The organism is Spirillospora sp. CA-294931, from assembly GCF_050946795.1.
Taxonomy (GTDB): Bacteria; Actinomycetota; Actinomycetes; order Streptosporangiales; family Streptosporangiaceae; genus Spirillospora.
The window spans coordinates 2,965,746-2,983,664 of record NZ_CP192006.1 but is presented as its reverse complement, the minus strand read 5'-3'; the positions used below and the strand labels follow the sequence as shown (position 1 = coordinate 2,983,664).

12 protein-coding genes are annotated in these 17,919 nt (G+C 71.8%); 6 read left to right on the top strand and 6 right to left on the bottom strand.

Translation table 11 applies throughout. The features are described 5' to 3' along the window. The first annotated feature begins 175 nt into the window (after positions 1 to 175). On the top strand, positions 176 to 1,642 hold the full coding sequence (gene sepH / locus ACQPY4_RS13280; protein WP_433335981.1) for a septation protein SepH: 1,467 nt from the start codon (positions 176 to 178) through the stop codon (positions 1,640 to 1,642). On the opposite strand, the gene ACQPY4_RS13275 is transcribed toward sepH, so the two are convergent. Both ACQPY4_RS13275 and ACQPY4_RS13270 read right to left on the bottom strand, forming a co-directional pair. Then, complete coding sequence (locus tag ACQPY4_RS13275) at positions 1,614 to 3,104, bottom strand: PH domain-containing protein (protein WP_433335979.1); 1,491 nt, start codon at positions 3,102 to 3,104, stop codon at positions 1,614 to 1,616. The genes sepH and ACQPY4_RS13275 overlap by 29 nt on opposite strands. Continuing rightward, the gene (locus ACQPY4_RS13270; protein WP_433335977.1) at positions 3,101 to 3,661 is read right to left on the bottom strand and encodes a PH domain-containing protein; all 561 of its coding nucleotides are present in this window, start codon (positions 3,659 to 3,661) and stop codon (positions 3,101 to 3,103) included. Before ACQPY4_RS13270 ends, ACQPY4_RS13275 begins: the two co-directional genes overlap by 4 nt. A 483-nt stretch (positions 3,662 to 4,144) precedes the next feature. Between ACQPY4_RS13270 and ACQPY4_RS13265 the strand changes: the two genes are divergently transcribed. Both ACQPY4_RS13265 and ACQPY4_RS13260 read left to right on the top strand, forming a co-directional pair. Next, entirely contained in the window at positions 4,145 to 5,137 is a 993-nt protein-coding gene (locus tag ACQPY4_RS13265) for an ATP-binding cassette domain-containing protein (protein WP_433335975.1), read from the top strand. Continuing rightward, entirely contained in the window at positions 5,134 to 5,943 is an 810-nt protein-coding gene (locus tag ACQPY4_RS13260) for an ABC transporter permease (protein WP_433335973.1), read from the top strand. Before ACQPY4_RS13265 ends, ACQPY4_RS13260 begins: the two co-directional genes overlap by 4 nt. Before the next feature lie 320 nt (positions 5,944 to 6,263). Here the strand turns inward: ACQPY4_RS13260 and ACQPY4_RS13255 are convergent, their stop codons facing one another. Together ACQPY4_RS13255 and ACQPY4_RS13250 are read right to left on the bottom strand one after the other, a co-directional pair. Continuing rightward, positions 6,264 to 9,440 carry a BTAD domain-containing putative transcriptional regulator gene (locus ACQPY4_RS13255; RefSeq protein ID WP_433335971.1) on the bottom strand — a complete coding sequence of 1,059 codons (3,177 nt, stop codon included), beginning with the start codon at positions 9,438 to 9,440 and terminating at the stop codon, positions 6,264 to 6,266. A gap of 77 nt (positions 9,441 to 9,517) precedes the next feature. Next, complete coding sequence (locus ACQPY4_RS13250; protein WP_433338910.1) at positions 9,518 to 10,810, bottom strand: NAD(P)/FAD-dependent oxidoreductase; 1,293 nt, start codon at positions 10,808 to 10,810, stop codon at positions 9,518 to 9,520. Positions 10,811 to 11,267: 457 nt separating this feature from the next. Between ACQPY4_RS13250 and ACQPY4_RS13245 the strand changes: the two genes are divergently transcribed. The 3 genes from ACQPY4_RS13245 to ACQPY4_RS13235 all read left to right on the top strand — a co-directional run bounded on the left by ACQPY4_RS13245 (position 11,268) and on the right by ACQPY4_RS13235 (position 16,475). Further along, positions 11,268 to 11,861: a YbhB/YbcL family Raf kinase inhibitor-like protein gene (locus ACQPY4_RS13245; protein ID WP_433335969.1), complete on the top strand. Its 594-nt coding sequence runs from the start codon at positions 11,268 to 11,270 to the stop codon at positions 11,859 to 11,861. A 252-nt stretch (positions 11,862 to 12,113) separates the two neighbouring features. Then, on the top strand, positions 12,114 to 14,105 hold the full coding sequence (locus tag ACQPY4_RS13240; protein WP_433335967.1) for a hypothetical protein: 1,992 nt from the start codon (positions 12,114 to 12,116) through the stop codon (positions 14,103 to 14,105). Between the two features lie 102 nt (positions 14,106 to 14,207). Continuing rightward, complete coding sequence (locus tag ACQPY4_RS13235) at positions 14,208 to 16,475, top strand: SulP family inorganic anion transporter (protein WP_433335965.1); 2,268 nt, start codon at positions 14,208 to 14,210, stop codon at positions 16,473 to 16,475. 60 nt (positions 16,476 to 16,535) lie between these two features. Here ACQPY4_RS13235 and ACQPY4_RS13230 read toward each other — a convergent pair whose 3' ends face one another. Both ACQPY4_RS13230 and ACQPY4_RS13225 read right to left on the bottom strand, forming a co-directional pair. Beyond that, positions 16,536 to 16,757 (bottom strand): hypothetical protein, encoded by a 222-nt coding sequence (locus tag ACQPY4_RS13230; protein ID WP_433335963.1) that lies wholly within the window; start codon positions 16,755 to 16,757, stop codon positions 16,536 to 16,538. Between the two features lie 288 nt (positions 16,758 to 17,045). Next, complete coding sequence (locus tag ACQPY4_RS13225) at positions 17,046 to 17,846, bottom strand: hypothetical protein (protein WP_433335961.1); 801 nt, start codon at positions 17,844 to 17,846, stop codon at positions 17,046 to 17,048. Positions 17,847 to 17,919: the final 73 nt, after the last annotated feature.

Sequence of the window (17,919 nt, the reverse complement as noted above, 5' to 3'; positions counted from 1 at the left end):
GTGCTGGCAGCAGGTGTGTCCGAAAGAGAGACTCGGGAACCCGGGGGAAGGGCACGCATGCGCCCTCGGCGGGCATCGGACGATCGGCCGGCGTGAGCACGAGTGAGGCGGGCTCACGACCGACCGGGAGTTTCCGGCGCCCTCCGTGCCGTCAAGACAGGCAGGAAGGACACGCATGCAGGAGCTGCGACTCGTCGCGGTCAGCGAGGACGGAACGTACCTCGTCCTGGCCACCGCGGGCCGAGGCACCCGGTTCACCCTGCCCGTCGACGACCGGCTGCGCGCTGCGGTCCGTGGACATTTCTCCCGCCTCGGCCAGTTCGAGATCGAAGTGGAGAGTCCCTTGCGCCCCAAGGAGATCCAGGCTCGCATCCGGTCCGGTGAGACCGCGGAGGAGATCGCCGAGTCCGCCGGCATCCCGGTCGAACGGGTCCGCTGGTTCGAGGGCCCGGTCCTGCAGGAACGCGAGTACATGGCCCAGCAGGCGCAGCGCGTCGCCGTCCGGCGTCCCGGGGATACCTCGCCGGGCCCGCCGCTGGGCGAGACCGTCGAGGAGCGTCTGGGCCGCGGCGGCGTCGACCTCGACGAGGTCGAATGGGACTCCTGGAAGTCCGAGGACAGCACCTGGCGGGTGCGCCTGGCCTTCTTCGACAACGGCCGCCCGCACGCCGCCGAATGGGTCTTCGACCCGCGCCGCCGCCATGTGTCGCCGCTGGACGAGATCGCCGCGCGCCTGACCGCCGTCGAGTGGGAGGACGACGCCCTCGGCGACACCGTCACGCCGCTGGTTCCGCGCCGTCCGTCCATGAAGGTCGTCTCCGACGCCCCGCCGCGCGAGAGCGAGCCGCCCGTCGCCCGGGTGGCCGAACCGCTGCGCCCGTCGCGCGCCGAACCGCGCGAGTACATCGTCGAGCGCGGCCGCATCGTCGACCCGCGTCCCCAGCCCCAGCCCCTGCCCGCCCGTCCTGCGGCCCCGGCTCCCGCTGCCGCGCTGCCGCCCGCGCCCAAGGTTCAGGAACCAGAACGTCCCGCACCGCCGCCGCGTCCGGAACCCGAACCCGAGCCCGAGCCGATCGTCGAGGAACTCGCTCCCGCCGAGGAGCCCGAGCCCCCCGCGCCCGTCGCGGCGCCGGAGCCCGAGCCCGTGCGGGACGTCGAGGAGCCCGAGGTCGAGGTCGAGGACGAATTCGAAGAAGCCGAGCCGGAGCCCGAGCCGGAGCCGGAACCCGTCGCCGAGGCGGCCCCCGCTCCGGAGCCGACCCCGGAACCCGAACCCGAGCCGGAGCCGGAGCCCGTGGACGAGGTCGTCCCCGAGCCCACCCCGGAACCGGAACCCGAGCCGGAACCCGAGCCCGTGGACGAGGTCGTCGAGGAGGCCGAGGAGGCGCCCGAGCCCGCCGCGCCGAAGCCTCAGCGTCCACCGCACCGGGAGCCGAACCGCCCGGCCGCCAAGAAGAAGGCCACGGGCCGTCCGGCCATGCCCGCACCGGTCGACAAGCCGAGCGCGCCGCCCGCGGCCGCGGCGGCCGCCGCCGAGACCCCGGCGCAGCGACCCGCGCGCAACCGGCGCAAGTCCAAGGGCAAGCGCGCGTCCGTCCCGTCCTGGGACGAGATCATGTTCGGCGCTCGCCGCCCGGAATGACCTCGGTCTCCGGTGGCGGGGGCCGCTCCAGGAAGGGCGTCACCCACAACGGGGTGATCCGGGCGGCGAAGGCGATGGCCTCGTCCTCGGCCATGTCGACGGCGGGGTAACCGCCTTCGCCCGCGCCCACGGCGGCGAAGAGGGTGGCCAGGCCGAGACGGCGCTGGAAGAGCGTCCGGCGGATCCGCCAGGCGACGACCGCGTCGTGCTCGATGACGGCCTGGCGGCGGCGCAGCGAGCCCGACCGCACGGTCAGGCGGCGGCCGTCGGACGCGTGGCCGAGCTGGCGGTAGCGGTCGAGCCCGAGCGGGATCGCCAGCACCGCGACCACCACGCACACCGAGGCCACCCAGGGCTGGCGCGCCGCGAGGGCGATCGCCGCCACTCCGAGCGGCGGGGCGATCGCCCTGGCCACCCGGCGTTTGCGCGCGGCCGGAGGGTGCGGCCTCAGCGGCCCGGGCACGCCGGGCGCGCGAAGGTCGGCCGGGCCGAGGACGCGTCCGCCGAGCTCGGCCGCCACGGCCAGCGGGGCGGCGGGCAGCAGGCGGCCGCGATGCGCCGCGTCGCTCAGCCCGGTCACCAGTGCGCCCAGGCGGATCACCCCGGCCATCCGCTCGAACGGGTTGTCGGCCAGCTCCACGCCCCGGACGCGGCGGCGCTCCAGCGAGACGCTGCGCCGCGTGACCAGCCCCCGTTCGGCCACGACCGAGCCGTCGCGCTCGTAGACGGTGAAGTTCCAGTTGAACAGCGTGAACACGATCACCGACATCACCGGCATCGCGACCAGGAACGTGATCGCCAGCGCGATGACGACGGCCGTGGGGAGGCCGACCGCCTCGTGCCCGAGCCGCTCCATGCGCTTGTGGGTGATCAGCCCCAGATCGTCGCCGAGGTTGTAGAGAGTGCCGAGGAGGCTGCCCGCCAGCGCGAACGGCGTGAGCAGGTAGGCCCCGCTGAGCGGCGCGTAGACGTACCAGCGCGGCACCATCCTGGCCAGAACCTCGCGCGGCGGCGGTTTCTCGTCCTTGTCGAGGGTGGTCACCCGGCTGAGCAGGACGCCGCGCAGCCGGTCGGCCTCCTGGCGCGAGACGGCGTTCAGCTCGCCCTCGCCGCCGTCCGCGCCCGCGTCGACGTGCAGGATCGCCAGGCCCAGCGCCCGGTGCGGAAGGGTGACGCTGATGTCGACGCCCCGAATGCGTTCGCGCGGGATGGTCTTCACCGACCGGCCGATCAGCGAGCGCCGCAGCTCGATCCGGTCGTCGTACACCGTGTAGGTGAAGGTGACCCAGGTGGCGATGTGGAACACCAGACCGAAGGCCAGGCCGATCAGCGTGAAGTAGAACGCCGTGCTCAGACCGCCGACCACCAGCCCGGTCACGCCCGCGGCCAGCAGCGCGATCAGTTCCTTGGTGGCGCCGACGACGAACGTCAGCGGGTGCAGACGCTGCGCCCGCGCGGTCACGTGGCGTCGTCCCGCAGGTCGTGGGCGCGGTGGGCCAGTTGCTCGGCCAGGCGGGTGGCCACGTCGACGGGCAGCCCCGAGACCTCCGACGACCCCGTATGGGAGGCGGTGTTGACCTCGATCGTCGCCAGCTGGAGCATCCGTTCGAGCCACCCCTGCTTGGTGTCGACCGTCTGGATCCGGCTCACGGGCACCAGCAGCCATTCGCGGCTGAACCATCCCGTACGCGTATAGACGACGTCGGAGCTGACCTCCCACCGGTGGACGCGATAGCGCCACACGGGGGCGACGGTCACCAGGAAGACCCCGGCCGCCCCCATCACGGTCGGCAGCCACCAGGCCCGATTCGAGAGCCAGCCCGGAATCCCCGACCAGTCGGACGCGTCGATCCACTCCGCGACGCCCCAGGTGAGACCGAAGGCCAGACCGGAGAACAGCAGGTATTCGATGGCCCAATGCGCGATCGCGCGCGGCGAGACCCGGTGGGCGGGCGGCCGCAACCGAGGCCGGTGCGGCTCCCCGCCGTCGGCCCGCTGGGTGCGCCGCACCGCCGTCACGCGCCCAAGTCTAGATCGCCCTGGTCCCGCGCCAGCGGACCGTCACCGGCAATCCGCCCAGGACCTGGGTGAACATCTCCCCCGACCGCGTCCGGCCAAGACGTCGAATCGCCCACTCCGCACCGCCCCGGTAGGCCCCGCCGTGTCAGCCGGGCACGCGGTGAGACGTCCCCGGAGCCCCGGGCTCAGCGGAGCGCGGCACGGCATCGGGGCCGGTCAGAGACGGGCGGATCTCCCGTCAAGGGTTTGAAAGTTCCCATTTCGTCCAATGCTGACAGCGGGGCCATGGGGACTCAGGAGGACGTTCACCCTCGCGCGGTCCTCGTATCAGCGTTTTGTCAGACCCCCGTGCGAGTCTGTTGGGACGCCGCTGAACCGCGGCACGAAAAACCGGATGCGTGCTCACCGGACAACACATAAGTTGGCAGGTCGCTACGTTCAGGGCCGCGAGAAGTCCGGCATCTGAGTTCCTGAGGAGATCACATGACTTACGCCATCCAGGCCGAGGGCCTGGTGAAGCGCTTCGGTGAAACCCAGGCGCTGGCCGGCGTCTCGTTCACCGCACAGCCCGGCACCGTCCTGGGAGTGCTCGGCCCCAACGGGGCGGGCAAGACCACCGCCACCCGCATTCTGGCCACCCTGATCGAGCCGACCGAGGGCCGCGCCGAGGTCGGCGGGTACGACGTGGTCAAGCAGGCCCACCAGGTGCGCCAGCTGATCGGGCTCACCGGCCAGTACGCCGGTGTCGACGAGATGCTGACCGGCACCGAGAACCTGCTGCTGATCGGGCGGCTGCTCGGGCTGTCGCGCCGCGACGCCAGGGCCAGGGCCGCCGAACTGCTGGAGAGCTTCCAGCTGGTCGACGCCGCCGAGCGCGCCGCCAAGACCTACTCCGGCGGCATGCGGCGCCGTCTCGACCTGGCCGCGAGCCTGGTCGGGCGCCCGCAGATCCTGTTCCTCGACGAGCCCACCACGGGTCTCGACCCGCGCAGCCGCAACGGCCTGTGGGACATCGTCCGCGGCCTGACCGACGGCGGCGTCACCGTCCTGCTCACCACCCAGTACCTGGAGGAGGCCGACCAGCTGGCCGACGACATCATCGTCATCGACCGCGGCCAGGCCATCGCGCACGGCACCTCCGACGAGCTCAAGGCCCAGGTCGGCGGCCAGATCCTCGAGGTCCAGCCGATCAACGAGGCCGACACCGTGACGGTGTCGCGCATCGTGGGCGAGCTGACCGAGGCCACGCCCGAGGTCCGCGACGGGTTGGTGGCCGCGCCGCTCACCGACCCGGCGCTGATGCCCGCGGTCGTCCGCCGCCTCGACGAGGCCGGGGTCACCGTCGGCACGCTGTCACTGCGCAAGTCCAGCATGGACGAGGTCTTCTTCGCCCTCACCGGGCACCACACCGACGACATCGACGCCGAGGCCGACGAGCTCGCCAAGGCCGCCAAGAAGGAAGGAGCCTCGGCATGACCACGGCCGCCCTGGCGCCGCAGACCATCTCCAAGAGGGTCTCCCCCGGCACCACCGCACGCAACATCGCCACGCTCGCCTGGCGAAACCTCGTGCAGATCAAACACAACCCGATGGAACTGCTCGACCTGTCGATCCAGCCGATCATGTTCGTGCTGCTGTTCGCCTACGTGTTCGGTCCGGCGATGGAAGGCAGCGTCGAGCGCTACCTGCCGATCGTCATCCCCGGCATCATCGCCCAGAACGCCCTGTTCGCGGGCATGACCACGGGGTTCGGCCTCAACACCGACATCACCAAGGGCGTCTTCGACCGGTTCCGCAGCCTGCCGATCGCCCGCAGCGCCCCGCTGATCGGCCGGATCATCGCCGACACCGCCAAGCAGGCCTGGTCGATGATCATCCTGCTCTCGGTGGGCTTCGCCATCGGGTTCCGGCTCAAGACCGACGTCCTGGCCCTGCTGGTGGCGTTCGTCCTGCTGCTGACCTTCGCCGTGCTGTTCTCGTGGACCTCGGTCTACATCGCGATGAAGGTCAACGAGCCCGAGAAGGTGCAGATCTTCGGCTTTGTGGTGATCTTCCCGCTGAGCTTCCTCAGCACGGCCTTCATCAAGTCGACCGACGGCATCCCCGGCCCGGTCGCCTGGCTGATGGACAACAGCCCGGTGACCCACCTGGTCGAGGCGATGCGCGGCCTCCTGGTCGGCGGCCCCGTCCTCGACCACGCCCTGATCGCCCTGCTCTGGGGCGTCGGCATCGCCGCGGTCTTCGCCCCGCTCTCCCTGCGCGCCTTCAAGGCCCGCGCCTGACCCGAAGCACCACCACGAGGGCCCGCCGACACCAGTCAGCGGGCCCTCTCCCGTCCCCGAACCAAAACACCCGCTTCCACGGCCAGCAACAAGTCCCCCGTACGCCCCGCCAGCCTCTCGCCCAAAGCCCAGCGATCGGCGCGCTTGCGCGCCCTTGATGAACGCGGCGGGTCCGAACCAGAAGGCCAGATCGCCTGGCGCCAGGCGAAGTCATCGACAACGGTCTCAACCCGTCCTCGCCGCAGGCCCAGCGAAAGGCATTCGGCTCGGGGTTGAGCGGATCGTGCGCACGGAGATGCGAGGAGCGCGGGGGGTTGTGGTTAGGGGATGAGGCCGTGTGGGGGGTCTAGGGAGAAGTCGGTGAGGACGTCGGTGAAGGTTTTGGTCTGGCCTCGGTTGAAGGCTTGGGTGAAGGAGGGTTCGCCCAGGGACTGGCGGGTGGCGTGCTCGATGTCGATGAGGTCGGGCTGGGAGAGGTCGTGCGTGCCGCGCAGGGCGTGGGCGGTGCCGAGGAGTTCGGCGGCGCGGACGGCGTCGTGGTCGTGCAGGGCGAGGGCGGCGTGGGCGCTCAGGACGTAGGCGAGGGCGGGATGGTCGAACACCGCGACGGCGTCGGCGATCGCGCGGGCGAGGCGGGCCGCGCAGGCCTCGCGGTCACCGTGGTCGAGGTCGAGCAGGGCGCGGGTGGCCAGGCCCAGGGCGCGGAACTGGCGCGGGGTCTGCCCCGCCTCCATGCTCCGCTCGGCGATCTCGAAGGAGCGGGCGGCCGCCTCGGGACATCCGCGGCGGCGTGCCAGCGCCCCGAGCGTGGAGTGGACGACGCCGAGGGAGTCGTGCGAGCCCGAGAGCTCGGCGTCGCGGAGGGCCTCGGCCAGCAGGGCGTCGGCCCGGGCGTCGTCCCCGAGCATCGCCAGCTCGGTCGCCAGCCTGGTCTTGACGCGCAGGCTCATCTCCTTGCCCGCGTCCAGCGCCGTCGAGAGCGCCAGCGCCTCTTCGAACAGCGGGATCGCGGCGCGGTGCTCGCCGTCGCGGGCCAGCAGATCGGCCTGGCTCATCAGGGTGAACGACAGCCCCCAGCGGTCGCCCGCCTCGCGGAAGGCGGCCAGGGCCTGGGAGAAGTCGCGGTTCAGGTCCTCGTTGTGCCCGAAGTCCATGCGGATCTGACCGTGCAGGAAGTAGCCGAACCCGCGCGTCCAGGGGTCCTGGTCGTCCAGTAGGGGGACGACCCGGTCGACGATCCCCTCGTTCCAGCCGAGCGTGTGCATCTCCATCAGGGCGCCGGTGACGCGCAGCATCGGGTGGCGCGGCCCGCCGGGAAGCGACGCGCAGATCTCCTGGACGCGCCGCGCCCTGCTCTCGTTCTTGGCCGCCGTCCCCGGCGAGTCGGCGAAGGTCGTCGACACGCCGAGGGCCAGCACGAGCGCGGCCGTCTCGTCGAAGGGCAGGTCGGGCAGGTCGAGCACCTCGTTGACCAGCTCGATGCCCTCGCTGGTGCGGCCGCCGATGAACCAGTACCAGCCGAGCGCGGCGCACAGCCGGGTGGCCAGCGGCGTGTCGGCACGGCCGATCGCGCAGCGCAGCGCCGCGTGCAGGTTGTCGTGCTCGGCGGTGAGCCGCGCGAGCCATTCGAGCTGCTCGTGGCGGTACAGGTGCGGCTCGGCCTCCTCGGCCAGGGCCAGGAAATGCAGGGCGTGCGCGCGCCACGCCTCGTCCTCCTCCCCCGCTTCCGCCAGGCGTTCCATGCCGTAGGCGCGGATGGTCTCCAGCAGCCGGTAGCGGGGGCCCGAGCCGGTGTCGGCGGCGATGACCAGCGACTTGTCGACCAGGGCGGTCAGCTCGTCCAGGACGTCGCGGCCGCAGACGGCCTCGGCGGCCGCCGGGGTGGCGCCGCCGGAGAAGACCGCCAGGCGCCGCAGGACGAGCTTCTCGCTCGCGTCCAGCAGGTCCCAGCTCCACTCGACGACGGCGCGGAGCGTCTGGTGGCGCGGGAGGGCCGTCCGGCTGCCCGCCGTGAGCAGGCGGAACCGGTCGCCCAGCCGCTCGGCGACCTGTCCGGGGGTCATGGCGCGCAGCCGGGCGGCGGCCAGCTCGATCGCCAGCGGCATGCCGTCCAGGGCGCGGCAGATGCCGACCACGTGCCCGGCGTTCTCGTCGTTCACCGTGAAGCCCGGCGACACCGCGGCGGCGCGGTCGGCCAACAGCCGGACGGCGGGCGAGGCCATCGCCTCGACCGCCCCGGCCCTGGGCGGCGGCGGGCGCAGCGGGCCAACCGGCCAGAGCGTCTCGCCGGTGATGCCCAGCGGCTCGCGGCTGGTCGCCAGGATCCGCACCCCGGGGCATTCGGCCAGCACGCGGTCGGCCGTGGCGGCGGCCGCGTCGATCAGATGCTCGCAGTTGTCGAGCAGGATCAGCGGGCGGCGACCGGCGAGCGCCGCCGCGAGCCGGTCCAGAGGGTCGGGGTTCTCCGCGGCGCCGACCCGGGTGGCCACCTTGGTCTCGCGCAGGCCCAGGGCGGTCAGCACGGCCAGCGGCACGTCGGCGGCGTCCGACACCGGCGCGAGCTGGACGAGCCAGACCCCGTCCGGCGCTTGTTCGGCGAGCCGCTCGCCCGCTTCCAGGGCCAGCCGGGTCTTGCCCGCGCCGCCCGGGCCGGTCAGCGTCACCAGCCGCTCCTGCTTGAGCAGCTTGGCGATGCTCGCCAGGTCGTCGTCGCGTCCGATGAAGCTGGTCAGCCGCGCCCGCAGGTTGCCGCGCCCCCGCCCGGCCGGGGTCAGGGCGGGATCCTGGCGCAGCAGGGCCAGGTGGACGTCCTCGAGCTCGGGTGAGGGGTCGACGCCCAGCGCCTCGGCGAGGTCGTTCTTGAGCGACTCGTATTCGGCCAGGGCCTCGGCCTGGCGTCCCGCCCCGTAAAGCGCGCGCATCAGGCGTCCGCGCAACGGCTCGCGCAGGGGGTCGGCCGCGGCGAGGGCGCGCAGCTCGGGGATCAGGTCGGCGTGCCGTCCGAGTGCCAGGTCGGCGTCGACGCGCTCCTCCAGCGCGTCGCGCCGGACGGCCTCAAGCCGGGCGGCGGGCCCGCCGGCGAAGGGCAGCCCGGCCGCGTCCGCGAGGGCGGGACCGCGCCACAGGCCCAGCGCCTCGCGCAGGCGGGCCGACCGGGCCAGCGGGTCGTCGCACTCGCGGGCGCGGCGCACCCGCTCCTCGAAGTCGTGGGCGTCGACCGACGTGCGCGGCACCGTCAGCCGGTACGAGCCCGAACGCGACTCGACCAGATCGCGGCCGATCAGGGCGCGCAGCCGCGAGACCAGCGCCTGGAGCGCGTTCGGCGCCGCGGCGGGGGCCCGGTCCTCCCACAGGTCGTCGATCAGGCGTTCGGCGGGGACGGCCCGTCCCGCCTCCAGGGCCAGCAGGGTCAGCAGCGCCCGCAGCCGCGCGCCCCCGATCTGAACGTGGCGCCCGTCGTCCACCACCTCCAGCGCGCCGAGAATCCCGATTCGCACCCCTCGATTCTCTCTCACCGATCAACGGGAAAGGCCCCGGCGGAAAGCCGGGGCCCTTCGAGAAGTGGGAGGACGCGTCAGGCCGCGTTCTCCTTCTGCTTGGTGTCCTCGAGCGCGGCGAGCTGGAACTCGGCGCGCGGCTGCTCGACCGTGGCCAGCGAGACCGTCTCGCGCTTGAAGAACAGCGCGAGCGTCCAGTCGGCCAGGACGCGGGCCTTGCGGTTGAAGGTCGGGACCATCGCGCCGTGGTAGGTGCGGTGGAAGAACCACGCGGGCCAGCCCTTGAGCTTGAAGCCCATCGGGTTGGCCACGCCCTTGTGCAGGCCGAGCCCGGCGACGGCGCCGAGGTTGCCGTGGACGTAGGGCTTGAGCGTCTTGCCGCGCAGCGACCGGACGATGTTGTCGCCGAGCAGCTTGGCCTGGCGCACCGCGTGCTGGGCGTTGGGCGGGCAGAACTCGCCCTCGGTGGTGAGGTCGGGGATGGCGGCGTTGTCGCCGGCGGTGAAGGCCCGCACCATGCCCTCGACCGTGAGGTACTCGGTGCCCTTGACGCGGCCGCGGTCGTCCAGGGGCAGGCTCGCCTGCTTGACCACCGGGGACGGCTTGACGCCCGCGTTCCAGACCAGGGTTCCGGCGTAGAAGTCGCTGCCGTCCGACAGCTCGATCCGGCCGTCGACGGCCGACTCCAGGAAGGTCTTCATCTTCACGTCGATGCCGCGCCCGCGCAGCTGCTCGGCCGTCCACTTGCCCATGTCGGGCCCGACCTCGGGCAGGATGCGGTCGGCCGCCTCGACCAGGACGAACCGCAGGTCCTGGGGGTTGACCTTGCGCATGTAGCGGGTCGCGTCGCGCGTCATGTCCTCGAGCTCGGCCACCGCCTCGACGCCGGCGAAGCCGCCGCCGACGAAGACGAAGGTCAGCGCCTTGCGGCGGATCTCCTCGTCGTTGGTCGACTCGGCGATCTCCAGCTGCTCCAGGACGTGGTTGCGCAGGTGGATGGCCTCGCCGACGGTCTTGAGGCTGATGCCGTTCTCGGCCAGGCCGGGGATCGGGAGGATCCTCGGGACCGCTCCAGCGGCCATCACCAGGTAGTCGTAGGTGATCCGCTCCGGCGGACCGGCCAGCGGCTGGACGATCGCCCAGCCCTCGTCATGGTTCAGCTCGGTGACGCGGGCCTTGCGCACGGTGCACTTGGGAAGCACCCGGCGCAGGGGCACGACGACGTGGCGCGGGGAGATGTTGCCCGCGGCGGCCTCGGGGAGGAACGGCTGGTACGTCATGTACGAGTTGGGGTCGACGATCGTGACCTTGACCTCACCCCGCTTGAGCTCCCCCTTGAGCTTCTTCTGCAGGCGCAGAGCGGTGTACATGCCCACATAGCCGCCACCCACGATGAGGATGTGGGGAGCGCCTGGAGTGTCCTCGGCGGTCCTGGCCATTGCGGCCTCCTATGATCCTGGTCGGCTTGTGAAGACATTCACAAGCTACCCCATCACCCCCTCCCAACTCCAACCAAGAGCTGCGAAAGAACACCGAAACTTTCCAATTGGACAATGTGGACCGTTACGAAGGCGTGAACTTCATCACTTCTTCGCGTAGCACCCGCTCAATATCGGACATCCAGCGCCGAACACCGCATGATGAACATCACAGCGGCATTCTTCGGGAGCGCCGTCGCCCCACAGGAGAAAAGACCCGTTCCACCCGCGCGGAACCCCTAAGGTTGGGGCCGACGAGGAAGGGGGCGCCGCCGGCGAGGTGCGCGCGACGCCGAGATGAAGGGAATCCGGCCGAGCACGGCGTACGATCTCGCTCGGGAGCGTAGCGATGATGAGTCAACACCGGCGTTCGACCCTGGCCGCCGCGAGCGCCCTGGCCCTGGCCGGGGCGGCCCTGAGCGGCTGCGGCTTCATCGGGGCGCCGCAGAACAAGAGCGCGGAACTGGCGGAGTGGTTCACCGTGACCATCCCCGGGTTCCGCGATGGCCGTGACTTGCCCACACGACTCGGCTGTGCGACGTACCCTGGCGGAGAGGGCAAGACCCCGAACCTCTACTGGTCGGGCACGCCCTCGGGCACCAAGTCCTACGCGATCGTGGTGGACGACCCTGACGCCGACAACGGCGCCTACGTCCACTGGGTGATCGCCGGAATCGGCGAGAACGTCAACCAGCTCGTCGAGGGGACCAAGCTCGACAGGACATGGGTCCAAGGTCTCAACACGGGCAAGCAGGTGGGCTACAAACCGCCGTGTCCGCCGAAGGGCGAACGGCACCGGTTCCGGTTCACCATCTACGCGCTGAACGCCGGCGCCCCGTTCGCGAACGGGGCCAAGCTGAGGGATTCCCTGGCGGCCATCGCCAAGCACACGATCGGCCGTGGCCGCGTCACCGGGAACTTCGGAAGCAAGAGTTCGCGTTGACCCTGAGGCTGCGGAGCGCGAGGTCTCCCGAGTCCCTCGTGGGACGGGAGTGGACAGGGGCGTACGGGCCGGCCGACTTGGCCGTTCGGTGCGCGCCGTGTGAGGGTAGATGTGCGCGAAAGGTGTGACAACGGTCATAGCGGTCGGTCACAATCGGACTAGATCCGTCTGGGCCAGGCCACTGGCGGCGAACGGGACGAAGCCGCGGGCCGCGCTGAAAACTCTGGCCGGGCCAAGGCATTGGGTGGTGGCATGACTTCTTACATCGTGGTCTTCGGCCTGATCGTGGTCGTGGCCCTGGTGCTCGTCCTGGTGATCCTCGGCGTACGCGCCCGGGCCGCCGGTGAGGACGACGACGACTGGATGGCCGACGAGCAGCCCAAGCGCGGCCGCCGCGCCGCCCCTCAGGAAGAACCCGCGCACGAGGAGTACGGCACCGGCTACGACAACGGCGCCTACGCGCAGGGCCCCGACCAGAACTACGACCCGGCGTACGACCAGCAGCAGGGCTACGACCAGGGTTATGACCAGAGCTACGACCAGGGCAACTACGACCAGGGGTACGACCAGGCCCCCGACCGCCGCGTCGCAGGCGGCCCCCTGGCCGCGCCGGCTCCCGCCGCCCCCGCCTCCCCGCCGCCGCCCGTCCCGTCCGGGCAGGCCAGCGACGAGATGGAGGACGACGACTACTGGGCGACGATCACCTTCGACAAGCCCAAGTTCCCCTGGCAGCACGACAAGCCGGGCGAGGAGGCCGAACCCTCGGCCGACCCGCTGAACGCCGTCGCCGAGCAGCAGCAGCTGCCTCCCGAGCACCAGGGCCTCACCCAGCCGGTCTCCATGGGCGCCCCCGACCCGCGCGGTCAGGTCGCCGGGGGCCAGGGCGGGCGCGCCAACACCGGGCCCCACGCCGTTCCCCCGCCGCCGCCCTCGTTCCCCGCGGGTGGTCCCGCGTTCGGTGGCGGCGACCCCAGCGCGACCATCAGCGACCCGATCGGCGCGGACGCCGTCAGCGCGCACGCCCAGAACCAGTACGGCCCCGGCGACCAGTCCCCGTATGGACAGCCCGAGCAGCCGTCCTACGGCGGGCAGGACCAGCAGCCCTACCCGGTGCACGACCAGCCGGGCTATGGCTCCGAGCAACCGTCCTACGGTTCCGACCAGCCTTCCTATGGCGGCGACCAGCCCGCATACGGATCCGAGCAGCCCGCATACGGGACAGAACAGCCGTCGTACGCGTCCGAGCAGCCGTCGTATGGCGGCGAGCAGCCGTCGTATGGCGGCGGCGACCAGCAGTCTCCTTATGGCACGGCCGACCCGTCCCCCTACGGGACGCAGGACCAGCCGTCCTACGGGGGCGCCGAGCCGTCCTCGCCGTACGGCCTGCCCGAACCCGCGGCCGCGTCCGGCGTCGTCCCGCAGCAGGCATCGCCGCTGGACGTCCCGTCCGACCCGCTGGGCCTGCCGCTCGGCCGCGCCGAGGAACCGTCCCCGGGCCGCGGCTTCGGCGACAGCCTCGCCACCTCGCACCCGACCCCGCCGCCCGCTCCCCCGGCCCAGCCCGCGCAGCCCGCGGCCGCCGCCGGAGGGTTCGGCGGCGCGCCGAACGACACCGACAACCACAAGCTCCCCACCGTGGACGAGCTGCTCCAGCGCATCCAGAACGACCGCCAGCGCTCGTCCGGCAGCGGCGGGGGCTCCGAGTCCTCCTACGGCGGCGGCGCGCTCAGCGACCCGCTGAACGATCCGCTGGGCACCTCGTCCCTGGGGAACACCGGCCCCTGGAACACCCAGGGCGCCTCCTCCTCCGAGGGGCCGACCGGCGGGTTCTCCTCGAACACCGGCGGCTACGGGACGCCGAGCCAGTCCGAGGGCTACCCCTCGTCCCCGTATGGCGACTCCTCGCCCCGTTACGACGACCCGCTGGGCGGCGGGCGCGACTCGTCCTACCCGGCCCCGACCCCGTCCTACGGGAGCGACCAGGGCGGCGGCGAGCCCGGGCGCTACGGCGACTTCAGCGGCAGCAGCTACAACGGCGGCTCCGACCCGCTGAGCACCGAGTCCACGTCCGGTTACGGCGACCCGGGGGCCACCCAGGCGTACACGCCCGGGTACTTCGGCGACTCCCAGCCCGGCTACCCGCAGACGCCGACGGGCGAGAACCCCGCCCCGTATGGCACCTACAACACCGACTCCAACCGGCAGCAGGACGACTGGGAGAGTCACCGCGACTACCGGCGCTGACCGCGCCGCCGCGAACGGGCCGGTGACCTCCGCCAACGGAGGTCATCGGCCCGTTCCGTGTCCTCACCGCGCCGGGGCGCGGATCATGGTTCGATACGCTACGTGATCACCAAGCCACCCAACGTCTCCACCCTGCGCCACGACCTCCCGGCCTCGTTCGTCGTCTTCCTCGTCGCGATCCCGCTGTCGCTGGGCATCGCGGTGGCTTCGGGGGCGCCGATCGCCGCGGGACTGATCGCGGCCATCGTCGGCGGCATCGTGGCCGGACTGCTCGGCGGCTCACCCCTCCAGGTGAGCGGCCCGGCCGCCGGGCTGACGGTGATCGTCGCCGATCTGATCCAGACCTACGGCTGGCGCGCCACCTGCGTGATCACCGCGCTCGGCGGACTGCTCCAGCTCGCGCTCGGGGCGTGCCGCGTCGCCCGGACGGCGCTCGCGGTCTCCCCCGCCGTCGTGCACGGGATGCTCGCCGGGGTGGGCGTCGTGCTCGTCCTGGCCCAGCTGCACATCCTGCTCGGCGGCAGCCCCCAGCACTCGGCGCTCAGCAACCTGCTGGAGCTGCCGGGCCAGATCATGACCTCGCACTCGCACGCGACGATCATCGGCCTGATGGCCATGGCGGTGCTGCTGCTGTGGACCAAGGTGCCCAAGCACCGCCACGGGTACGCCGCCGCGCTGCGCTGGGTGCCCGGCCCGCTGCCCGCGATCGCGCTGGCCACGCTGACGGCCTGGCTGCTGGGCTGGGACGTCCCGCGCGTCGACCTGCCCGACACGCTGCTGGCCGACTGGCGGCTCCCCACCCTCCCTCGCGGCCCCCTGCCCGAGGTGGTCGGGGCGGTCGTCTCGATCGCGGTGGTCGCCGCCGTCGAGTCGCTGCTGTGCAGCGTGGCCATCGACCGCAAGCGGCCCCAGGGCGTCCCGCGCGCCGACCTCGACCGCGAACTGCTCGGCCAGGGCGCCGCCAACACCGTGTCGGGGCTGCTGGGCGGTCTCCCGGTCGCGGGCGTCGTCGTGCGCAGCACCGCCAACGTCGAGGCCGGGGCCAGGACGCGGCGCTCCACCGTCCTGCACGGCGTCTGGGTGCTGGTGCTGGCCCTGTCGTGCGGCCCGGTGATCGAGCAGGTGCCGCTGGCCGCGCTGGCGGCGCTGCTGGTCGCCCTCGGCGCCCGGATGGTCGACACCGCCCATGTGCGGGAGCTGCGCAACCACCGCGAGGCGCCCGCCTACTTCGCCACCATGATCGGCGTCGTCCTGCTCGGGCTCGGCGAGGGCGTGCTGCTGGGCATCGGCGTGGCGGCCGTCCTGGCCCTGCGCCGCCTGACGCGGCTCGGCGTCCGCGTCGAGGAGGACGCGACCTGCCCCGGGACGCGCTGGCACGTGATCGTCGAGGGCACCCTGACGTTCCTCGGCGTCCCCAAGGTCACCTCGGTTCTCCAGCAGATCCCGCCCGGCTCCCGGGTCGACCTGGACCTCAATGTGGACTTCATGGACCATGCCGCCTTCGACGCCATCCACGCCTGGCGGATCGCCCACGAGCGGCTTGGCGGGAGGGTCGACATAGATGAAGTTCACGAGACTTGGTATGAAAGAGCTGTGACCGGTGATATGTCGCCTCCGCGAAAGTCGTCCCCACAGGCCCGCTGGTGGGCCCCGTGGGGCAACCGCCGACGGCGTTCCGACCCTCCCGAGCTCGACGCCCCGGACGTGTCGCCCAGCGCGCTGCTCCTGGCGGGCGTGCGCGAGTACCACGGGCGCACCGCCCGGCTCGTCCGCCCGATCATGGCCGAGCTGGCGTTCGAGCAGAAGCCCGAGCATCTGTTCATCACCTGCGTCGACTCGCGTGTGGTGCCCAACATCATCACCGCCAGCGGCCCGGGCGACCTGTTCATCAACAGGAACGTCGGGAACATGATCCCGCGCTACGGCTCGCGCACCCCGGACGACTCGGTCGCCGCGACCGTCGAGTACGCCACCAACGTCCTCGACATCCGCACGATCACCGTCTGCGGCCACTCCAACTGCGGCGCGATGGCGGCCCTGCTCGCGGGCGGCACGGAGGTCGACCACCTCCCGTCCCTGTCCCGCTGGCTCAAGCACGGCAACCACAGCCTGGCCCGCTACCTGGCCGCCGAGCCGGACGCCGACCAGTCGCCCCTGGCCCGGCTCTGCCAGATCAACGTGATGCAGCAGCTCGACAACCTGCTCACCTACCCCTGGCTCCGCAACCGCGTCGACGCGGGCAAGCTCGAACTCGTCGGCCTCTACCTCGACCTGGAGAGCGCCGAGGTCCGCATCCTCGACCGGGGGGCGGAGAACTTCGTCCCCGTCCCGGACGAGGCGCCGGACGACGACGCCAAGGCGCTCACCTGAGGTCCGAAAACACCAACGGGCCGCCCCGTGGAAGGGGCGGCCCGCTCTGTCTCCGGTCGGTCAGCTGCCGACCAGTTCGTCGTCGCCACGTGTCCGCGCGGCCGGGGGGAGTTCCCCGCCTCGGACGTAGATTCCCGCCACCCGGCGCGCCCGCCGGGTGCCCCGGCTGGAGGCCGGAAGGAACAATGAGTCGCGGCGGCTCGCCCGCGCGAAGTCCGCCAGGTAGATCATCAGCCCCATCAACACGACGAGCCCGGCCACCGCCGCCAGCACGATGAACATCGGCGCTCCTCTCTGCGGGGCTTTCGGGGGCCCCGCCGTCACCGCCGATCTCCCCCAAGGGATCGGCCGTACTTTGACGTTAAGCGCGCCGAATCCGATCCTTTGTGTCGTGTGACCCGAAGTCCGGAAGTTGCACAACAAATTTCCCCAAACCCCGCGCAAATCCCGGAAATCTCACCCCTAAACCCCCAACTACCGCCCACATCCGGCACGTTTACGGCGAGAGCGGAACACAGTCAACGGAGAACCGGCCACCAGGGCCGCGCTTTCTCCGCGGCGGACCAGCGATCAGACACGCCGTCCGGTCGCGTCGCACGGCAGGCGCACGCCGGGATACGTGGCGGTGAAGTCACGGCTGAGCTGGCCGGCGATCTGCGCCACGGGGTCGGTCTTGACCGTGACCAGCCCGGTGAACGGCTGCTCCAGATCGCGGATCAATAGCAGGACCAGGGCGAGCAGCGTGGTGACGGCGACCATGGTGGCGATCTGCGCGATGTTGCGCGTGGCCGGGATCTGCAGCGCGAACCCGACCAGGGCGGTCACCAGGGCGAGCAGGACCAGCCAGTAGACGGCCTTGGGCGTCTTGGCGGCCGACTCGTCGGTGCGCTTGCGCCGTTCGACGGCGCGCGTCTTGTCGGCCGCCACCAGCATCCCGAACGCCGCGCCGGCGCCCTTGACCACCTCGCCGAACGCGCCCCGCACGTCGGTGGACCACACGCTGGGGACCGAGGAGAGCTTGCCGTCGTCCATGTCCCACTCGTGGTTGATCACCGCGCGGCTGTAACACACCATGTCCGCCTGGATCCGCTGGCGCTGCGGCGGCGCGGTATAGGCGGCGGTCTCGTACAGATGGTCGATCGCGTCGGCCTCGTTCCCGGCGGCGTCCCTCGCGGCACTGAACGAGCCGGACGCCTGCACCAGCACGAAGGCCAGCACCAGCACGGCCAAGGTCAGCACCGGCCCCAGCAGATCCCTGGGCGACGCACACCCCTCGGAGTCGGTCCTCCCGGCACGCTTGCGCCACCACAGATTCACGCCCACCCCGGCCACCAGCGCCACAGCCAGCACCGCGACGATCGCTATCGTCATGCCCCACCTCTCCCAACTACGGACAGCAACAATCAACTACTTAGAGTAACTAATCGAGCACGTAGGGCAGACG

Coding starts and splice junctions, on each gene's coding strand:
- sepH (WP_433335981.1), top strand. CDS start 176: ATGCAGGAGCTGCGACTCGTCGCGGTCAGCGAGGACGGAACGTACCTC.
- ACQPY4_RS13265 (WP_433335975.1), top strand. CDS start 4,145: ATGACTTACGCCATCCAGGCCGAGGGCCTGGTGAAGCGCTTCGGTGAA.
- ACQPY4_RS13260 (WP_433335973.1), top strand. CDS start 5,134: ATGACCACGGCCGCCCTGGCGCCGCAGACCATCTCCAAGAGGGTCTCC.
- ACQPY4_RS13250 (WP_433338910.1), bottom strand. CDS start 10,810: ATGTACACCGCTCTGCGCCTGCAGAAGAAGCTCAAGGGGGAGCTCAAG.
- ACQPY4_RS13245 (WP_433335969.1), top strand. CDS start 11,268: ATGATGAGTCAACACCGGCGTTCGACCCTGGCCGCCGCGAGCGCCCTG.
- ACQPY4_RS13240 (WP_433335967.1), top strand. CDS start 12,114: ATGACTTCTTACATCGTGGTCTTCGGCCTGATCGTGGTCGTGGCCCTG.
- ACQPY4_RS13230 (WP_433335963.1), bottom strand. CDS start 16,757: ATGTTCATCGTGCTGGCGGCGGTGGCCGGGCTCGTCGTGTTGATGGGG.
- ACQPY4_RS13225 (WP_433335961.1), bottom strand. CDS start 17,846: ATGACGATAGCGATCGTCGCGGTGCTGGCTGTGGCGCTGGTGGCCGGG.